An 8,657-nucleotide genomic window follows, 5' to 3' on the forward strand; every position below is an offset into this window, starting at 1 on the left:
CGGCATTGAGATGATGGCCATGATCAAAAAAGGCCAGCTTGATATCCAGGGCTCCACTCCATTTGAGCAGTTTTACACCCTTGCAGGATAACTGTGTCCGGGGAATGATCCCTTCAGAAACTCACTTCAACCATTTTTTTCCGGCGCATCGATTTGCTTATGGGCTGGATCTGGTGCGAATGGTCGGCTAGAGAGTGCTTATAACCCCTTACGTCATACGGCCTTTCGAAACCCAGCAAACCCACCTTTTCAAATCGTAGAAATGGGAATTGCTCAATCAATTCCATCGTCCGGTCAACAGCAAGCTGTGAATGTCGTTGCTTTTACTTGCAATTATTTAAGTTTCAGCGCCTTCCTGTCGACTACAAGACTATAATTTTCCAAGTGCTTTTTAATAGGAAGGATCCACTGTGCAACAATATCTCGCGAATCTCTCTATAAAATATAAATTTTTTGGTGGAATCGCCACAGTTATTTTTGCAATTGCAGTATTCATGCTTGGCTATTTCCCCCAAAACTTGACCCAGCTGACAATGCGAGGGCTTACAAATGAGTCTAAAACCCTATCGAAAATGATGGCGTTTAGCATCGTCGGTGGTATTGAATTCGAAGACACAAAAACTGCGGAAGACGTCTTCAAGAATGCAAAGTCCAATAAAAATTTACTTTACGCTATGGTTCGCAAGGTGGATGGCACAGTTTTTAGTGGCTTCAATCAGGATTTAGCCGATAAGATTACGATACCAAAGGACATGAAAGACAGTTACTTCGTACTCGATGGCATGCTCCATGTGATTACGCCGGTTGAATCGGGTGGCGACGTGATTGCCAACCTTATCACCGGTTTCTCGATGGATGAAATTCGATCCGCTGAGCGTAATAACTTTCTTACTATATCGACAATTACGTTTGGCATTTTGGTTTTTGGTCTTGTCTTCGCCATGTTCATAGGCGGCAAAATCACCAAACCGATTGCTTCCGTGGTGGCGGCGGCGCAAAAAATAGCCGGAGGTGATCTCGAGCAGGACTTGCTTGTAGTCAGCTCAAAGGACGAAACCGGGCAATTGGCAAGCACATTTAACTTGATGGTAACAGCAATACGCAAAAGTGACTCGAACCTGCGCAGTCTGCTGGCAAGCCTTACGACCGGCATATTCTTTTTCGATCGTAACGGCATGATTGCAAAGGAGCGCTCCCAGGCTCTCAGCTTGATTCTGCCAGATAGCAGCAAGCACGAATCTATCCATGCGTTTCTTCAAGGCTACTCGCGAATCGATGAGAAGACGGTAGCAACCGTGCTCTCCTGCCTTTGGGATGACAGCGGATTTTTTAACCCGTTCGATGGAACTGTTGCCATGCTTCCTTGCAAGGCCTATATTGAAACGGAAAACGGCATAAAGCATGTCCGTTTCGAATACAGGGAACTCTTTAATGCAACTGGTGATCTTGATAAAGTGATCGTTTTCGTCAGCGACATTACCGAGCAGCTGGCTTCGGAGCAAGCCAGACGCCTCCAGGAGGAGCGAATCAAACGCATTTCAATGGCAGCAGGCAACCTGGAGAGTTTCCGCGAATTTTTTGATGAGGCTGTAGGACTGTTCAAAAAAATAGAAGCTACCTTTATCGATTACGGCGCTATCAATTTGAAGGTTATAAAGCGCGATCTCCATACCCTCAAAGGCAACACAGCAACTTTTGAATTCGCGACACTCGCCGAGCATATTCATGAGTTGGAAGATATCGTTGCAGCTGAAGAATTCATCAGTCAGCCTAAAAAAGCCATTGCCAAGTGGGAGCATATCAAAGATCAATGGAAATTTCAGACGACCGATATCAACGAAGTGTTGGGCCTGCATAAGTCCGAAAGTTATGTTCGTGTTGATCGGAAAAAGCTTGCCCACCTAAAGGAAACTGCAATCCGGCGGGATCCAACCTGGGTCCATCTGCTTTCCATGCTCGAGCTATTTCCAGCCAGTGAAGTTCTCGGAAAATATTCCAAACTTGTGGAAGTTCTCGCCCGAAAATCGGGGAAATCAGCCACAGTTTCGTTTGCAAGTGACTGCGATAACGTTTCCTTTAAAGAGCTCCAGCGATGTGACGGTGCGTTGGTCCATATCTTTCGCAACTGTGTTGATCATGGGATCGAGACCTTTGCTGAACGGGAGTCACTTGGAAAAGCGGCTTCCGGCATTATCAGCGTAGGCTGTTTCCGAAAAGGCAATATGCTCTATCTCGTTATAAAGGACGATGGCAAGGGAATCGACGTCGAAAAGCTGGCAATAAAGGCGGTTGCAGCTGGGATTTGGACGAATGCTCAGGCCCAGACAGCTACTTTCAAGGATAAGATCAATCTGATCTTTACGCCCTCGCTTTCAACCGCTGATCAGATAACTGAAACATCAGGTCGGGGTGTTGGTATGGATGCGGTCCGATCTATCGTGCAAGAGCTTGGCGGACAGATCACAGTGTTCTCTGAAAAAGGGGTGGGAACTCAATTCGAAATTTCTCTGCCTTCTGAACGCGCCGTTGACACAGATCAGATCGCCGCCTAACTCTGTGCGGGCACGACAAGCCCGACAGATCGCCAAACGATTGCCTGGCTTTTTTTCCAAACAAGAAAATAAAAAGGGCCTCGCCTTCCCTTGTACTTATTTGGCTGTGAGCCAGTGCTGGATGTGAATCCATTTGTTCTCAATCCAAGTCACTTGCTAAGCAGACCATTTATGATATTATATGGTTTAATATCAACACAGGAATCGAGGGGGCTGCGAACATGCTTTTGAAAAGTGGCGTTAGTGCGCTTGCGATAACAACTGCCATCGCCGCTCTCTGGCTGTCCAGCTGTCGCAACGAGGCAGAGATCAGCAACACCAGTGTGGAGCTGGGTGGAATTATTACGAAGGACACGGTATGGTCTGCGGAGAAAGACTATCTTCTCATAGGACAGGTAACAGTTGAGTCTGGCACCAGGCTTACGATCGAAGCAGGCACGACTATCAAGTCGATCGCCAGCGATGTCAATGGGCTGGCCCCTGTTCTTGTTATAAAACCTGGTGCGCAAATCATCGCTGATGGGACCAAGGAAAAACCTATCACTTTTACCTCAGCAGCTGATCTTTCGCTCTTGCCCAAGCGCGGGTTATGGGGGGGGGTGATCATCCTGGGTCGAGCGCCTGTGAATCAACCACCCGAAAAGCGCTTCGTTGAAGGGATAGCTGGCATCCAGTACGGAGGTAGCGATCCTGACGATAGCAGCGGAATCCTGCGCTATGTTCGGGTCTGGTATGGTGGACGAAACATTGGTGAAAATAACGAGATCAATGGAATGACTTTTGCGGGGGTTGGCCGAGGTACGGTTGTTGACCACGTTGAAGTCGCCTGGAACAATGATGACGCTTTCGAGTTTTTCGGCGGCACAGTTGATGCCAAATATCTGTCAGCGTTATTTGTCAAAGATGATTCTTTCGACACGGATCTCGGCTATCAGGGCCGCCTGCAGCATCTGTTTTCACTTTCCGGACACGATGTGGCTGGTCGTGCACTGGAAATGGACAATGACGGGAAGGAAATGGATCTGCAGCCTCGTTCATACCCTCAGGTCTGCAATGCCACCTTTATCGGCCCTGGCAGCGACATTCCAGCTGCCGAAAAGAATGAGAAAGGTGAAAACAAAACCGATCAAACCGACCAGCTGATCCGTTTACGCGAAGGCACGGGAGGGGACTTCCGAAACATTCTGACGTTAAATGGCAATGGCACCTGCCTTCGAGTCAGTGACTCCCCTACAATTGCACTCATTGTCGCCACGGCTCCCAAAGACAGCACGAGCCATTCCCTTTACTATTCGCCAAATAATGTTGCCTTCAACTGCAGGGACAGCGCCGTTCACAAGGACGTAAAGAATCTAATTACCGTCAATGAAATCGATCCCCAACTTACGACTGTGGCAATCGATGTGTTCAACAAGGGAAGCCTGGATCCATTGCCGAAGGCAGGCAGCCCTGTGCTCTCAGCAAGCGACAGCTGCAGGACCGATGAATTCTTTGAATTCACAAACCATGTCGGTGCTTTCAAGGATAAAAACTGGCTTAAAGATTGGACGTGGCTCGACGCGAATGGATACCTGCCTTAAAAAGTATAGTCTCCGTATGGCTTTGAAAGCGCCAGGACTGGTCTGAGCCAGAAAAAGCGCCAGAATTTCTGGTCCGACATTCGACAACGGTTAATTAATAGGAGCTACATTGTGCGGCTAACCAGGTTACTGACTTTGATATTGCTCATTTATTCATTTACAGCTGACAACGGTTTCTCGCAGGAGGAGTACGATGAGCTGTCGCTTGATGAACTTTTGAACGTCGAGATCATCGAGCTGGTCACTAAAAAGCCTGAGCCACTATTCGAGTCTTCTTTGGACGTTTCGGTTTTGCATTATGAGCAGATTTCCCGCGCCGGAGCGACGTCCATTCCCGAGGCGCTACGGCTTATTCCGGGCATGGTTGTGCGTGAGCAATCGCCAGGTGTCTACGACGTTCACATTCAGGGTTTGGACAATGTTTCCATCAATAAACTTCTGCCCTTTCCTTCGAGTACTACTCTTTTGGTTATGATTGATTATAGAGTTGTTTATAACTATTTTTCGGGAGGGACCTTTTGGGAGTCCTTGCCGATCGGGTTGCATGACATCGAGCGAATTGAAGTCATCCGTGGACCGTCGTCAGCGCTTTACGGACCAAACGCAGTGTCTGGAGTTATCAACCTGGTTACGCGTGATTTGCGGGATAAGGGCGTCTATCAGAGGTCGAGCTTCAACGTCCATGATCGCGAAAATTTCGTCGCCAATGCTGCCGTGGGTTATAACTCCAACAACAAATTCACCACAATCCTTTCGGTAAACGCTTCGCAGCGCACTCGTTTTAGCAAGGACAATTACGATTGGAGCACAAAAAACTATAAAGATCTTCGACTGGTAAATACAACTCTTCTGCAACCGGATCTCGATAATCCTGAAGACACATCAGCACGACTGGACAGGCTTTCCGAGCGCTATCCAGATCCTGAGACTTCCATCAAGAATTATGGTGCAAATCTATTCTCAACCTATGATCTCGGTAATAACTCGTCCCTGGAATTGAACGGTGGAATTCAAAGCTCGATGGCACAAAAAATTTTGGTGAACAATTTTGCCACGCCGCTAACGACCAATGAATCGGATACTTATTACATGGACTTTCGAGGCAAATTTAACAAGCTTTCCACACAAGTAACGACTGTACAGGGCGAACAGCAAACGAATGGCATGAGCGATTGGAAGTATGACCTTGCGGTCAATGATGCAGCCGTTGACTACACGTTCGAATTTACCAACTTAATGATTCGACCTGCCGTTAACTATCGGGAGGCAACGTACAAAGGCGAATTCATAGGGGGCGAAGAGAAACTTACCGGCGTCGCTGCGTCGCTTCTTACTGACTATTCGCTTTTGAACAATGATCTAAAGCTTCTGGCTGCTGCCAGGATTGACAGGTATAATAATCCTGACGATGACTATGTCTCGTATCAATTTTCAACGCGCTATAAGGTCAACGTGAATCAGATGTTGCATGCCGCCTATTCGCGAGCAAACCGGGCTCCGTTCATGGTGGACAATTATCTTCAGTACCGCCTGTCCACAGATGAGTCCCACATAAGTTACCTTGGCAACACTGATCTTTCCCTGATGACCGTCGATTCCATCGATATGGGTTGGCGAGGGAAGTTGAGTGGTTCGCTGACTGCGGAGCTGAGCGCGTTTGTGAGCGAAATCTATAACCTGTCAGACCTTGTATTTGATAAAACGGATTCGAGCAGCGGCAAGGCTGCAATCGATTGGAAGTATAAAAATATTGATCGTAAGGCTTTCCAAAAAGGATTTACCACGGCACTGTCAATTGCTCCTTCCCGCTTTCTTACATTCACTCCCTTTGTAACCTGGCAAGACACCCGATACGAGACTGAAGGGCAAAAAGAGGACGAAGACCAGCCAACGCCAGCCATATATGGCGGCTTTAGTGCATCAAGCACTCCAACAGCCCTTCTTAATCTTAACGTCAACGGCTTTTTTCTTGGCGAACAGGCTTTTCCCAACGTGAACGGCACGGAAAAAGAGTCTCTGGGCCAGGTTTTCATCTTGAACGCAAAAGCTTCCTATCCTCTGTCGAAAGAACTTGATCTATTTGTGAACGGCCGTAATCTGACAGGCGGCAACGATGGAAAACGCGAGTATGGGTATGGAGACAGGATCGGTAGGATGGTCTTCGTTGGTCTCAGCACGCCAGGATCCGGAGGCTAAAAAGGTATCGGAAATAGACTTAAAAGTCGAAACGAATATGAACGGAGATGCGACCCGTGCGATCGAAAATAAAAATCCTGGTTTTGACAACTCTCGTCATGCTCCTGCGTTTCATGCCTGAGGGCCTTGCGGCAACAGAAATACCAGCTGATTTCCAGGCTATTATTTTCTTAAAGGTTTTAAAATTTGATCGTTCCCTTGAGGCTCGAGTGAAATCGGATTTTACGATTGGTATCGTACATATCGATGGAAGCGAAAGTTCCAAAGAACATTGCAAAGAGATTGCTGGAAAATTTAAGGAAAAAATTGGTTCTGAAAAACTTCATGGTAAGTCGGTTAGGCTGGTTGAAATTGCAATGCCGGCAACTGCTGATCCTGCCGTGGTCTTTGATGCAAAGGATCTTAACGCTTTATATGTCTGTAAGAATATGGGCGAACCCGCTAGCAAACTGCTTCTTATGGCTAAGGAAAAAAAGGTTTTAACCTACAGCGATTCTCGCGATTACCTCGACAAAGGCCTGAGTATAGGTATCAAGCTTGAATCCGGGAAACCAAAGATCATTATCAATAAAAAAGTGTCGGACGAAATGGGTGCAAGTTTTGATCCCAGGCTCCTGCAGCTTGCCGAAGTCCTGGAGTAGTTGTTGGGAGCTTTTCCCAGGGCCCCGGAAAAAACGCCAGCTGGACATCCTGGGCTCCACTCCTTTCGAGCAGTTTTACGCCCTCGCAGGATAACTGCGTCCTGGGAATGTTCCCTTCAAAATCTCACTTTACCCTCGGAAATGTTTGCGACAGAGCCTTTGGTCTACAGGGCCCCGGAAAGAATGCTCAGGATTTAATCAATGCCCCAATATGATTGACTAAATACTCCTCCTGACAGATTCAATCCTCCTCCTGAGGAGGGTTTTTACATGCAATCTGACATGGAAGGGCAGGCCTTTTCCCTGGCCGATCAGTTCGAGGCGACGAGTGACTCGAGAAGCTCACGCGGAAAACGATATTCCCTCTCCTTTCTTCTTAGGGCAACAGCCTGTGCAATGATGTGTGGTGCCCAGGGCTTCGTTCAGATCGCAGAGTGGATTTGTGCCCAGCCAAAATCCAAACTTCGCCTGCTCGGCAATTACAGGGATGGGCCTCCTCACGAATCAACGGTCCGCAAAGCCCTTCGGAAAGTTGAGCTCAGAGCTTTTCAAAGTCAGCTTTATAACTGGCTCTCCGTCAGCAGCAGCTCTCAAGCCATTGCGGTTGATGGCAAGACTCTCAAGGCATCGAGAGATAAAAACGGCAGGCAGATTCATGTTCTTTCCGCCATCACACACGGCGATGCCCAGCCGCTGGGCGACATGCCGGTCGATTATAAAGCCAGCGAGATTCATGAAATAAGACCCCTCCTCGATTCGATTGATATTCGCGGCAAAATAGTGACCGCCGATGCCCTTCATAGCACAAAGGATTTTGCAGCATGGCTCAAGGGCAGGGAGGCCGATTATGTTTTCACGATGAAGGGAAACAGGAAAAAGCTTATCGGGCGTCTGAACATGCTCACCATCAAGGAAAATTCCTATTCAAAAGCGAGCACCGAGGACCGAGGACATGGAAGAGAGGATAAAAGAACTCTATACCTGATGAAGGAGCTTCCATTCTGGCTTCATTTTCCCACCGCAGAACAGGCCTTTATTATCGAGCGGGAAAGCGTTATTAGAAAAAGTGGCAAAATCAGACGTGAGCAGGTCTATGGCCTGACGAGTCTTAAGGATTCGGATGCAGCCCAGCTGCTCCAGTTGAATCGAGGCCACTGGACGGTTGAAAATAAAATGTTTTATGTAAGAGACGTCACATTCAATGAGGATCGCAGCAGTGTAAGGTCCGGCTCCCTTCCTCACCTTATGATCACCCTGCGTAACGTGATCATGGCCATTTTCAGGAAAAAAGGTCAGTTTCAGATCGCGAAAACCATCCGCTCCTGCCTTTATGGCAAAGACACTGACCTCGGATACCTCTTCTCAAAAATCTGATGTCAAAAAAACAATGATTCATACACGGGAGCGCCATCTCTCACGGCAGCGCTGCGACCAGAAGATGGCCTTTGTGCAAGAAGCCGAAGGGAACAACCCCATGAATTCCCCTTCCAGACTTGATTTTACGAGTATCAAGGTCTAGTGAAGAAGATTCGCTCAACGCCTTGATTAGTTTTTCAGCATTCTTTGTGCGCCAAGATAAGCGGCGTGTATCTCGCGGGTGAAAGTCCCGCAGCGGAAGGGGAAGTCAGCCCCACCGCGTAACGAGTCTTGAGTCCCTGGAGGTAACGAAATGGACTAAGCGTAGACAG

Annotated in this window: 5 protein-coding genes; all 5 read left to right on the forward strand. The window is 47.8% G+C overall.

The window, feature by feature from the left end:
* The first annotated feature begins 410 nt into the window (after positions 1-410).
* The 5 genes from VE954_RS41950 to VE954_RS41970 all read left to right on the forward strand — a co-directional run bounded on the left by VE954_RS41950 (position 411) and on the right by VE954_RS41970 (position 8,343).
* Positions 411-2,552, forward strand: coding sequence for an ATP-binding protein (locus VE954_RS41950; RefSeq protein ID WP_324964518.1), 2,142 nt, complete (start codon positions 411-413; stop codon positions 2,550-2,552).
* 221 nt (positions 2,553-2,773) lie between these two features.
* A complete protein-coding gene (locus tag VE954_RS41955; protein WP_324964520.1) occupies positions 2,774-4,132 on the forward strand; it encodes a hypothetical protein in 1,359 nt (452 codons plus the stop codon).
* 111 nt (positions 4,133-4,243) lie between these two features.
* On the forward strand, positions 4,244-6,328 hold the full coding sequence (locus VE954_RS41960) for a TonB-dependent receptor plug domain-containing protein (protein WP_324964522.1): 2,085 nt from the start codon (positions 4,244-4,246) through the stop codon (positions 6,326-6,328).
* Positions 6,329-6,411: 83 nt separating this feature from the next.
* Positions 6,412-6,969 (forward strand): YfiR family protein, encoded by a 558-nt coding sequence (locus VE954_RS41965; protein ID WP_324964524.1) that lies wholly within the window; start codon positions 6,412-6,414, stop codon positions 6,967-6,969.
* Positions 6,970-7,239: 270 nt separating this feature from the next.
* Positions 7,240-8,343, forward strand: coding sequence for an ISAs1 family transposase (locus tag VE954_RS41970; protein WP_324964526.1), 1,104 nt, complete (start codon positions 7,240-7,242; stop codon positions 8,341-8,343).
* Positions 8,344-8,657 lie beyond the last annotated feature (314 nt).

The sequence above is a fragment of the Oligoflexus sp. genome (genome assembly GCF_035638955.1).
In the GTDB taxonomy this organism is placed as follows: Bacteria; Bdellovibrionota_B; Oligoflexia; order Oligoflexales; family Oligoflexaceae; genus Oligoflexus.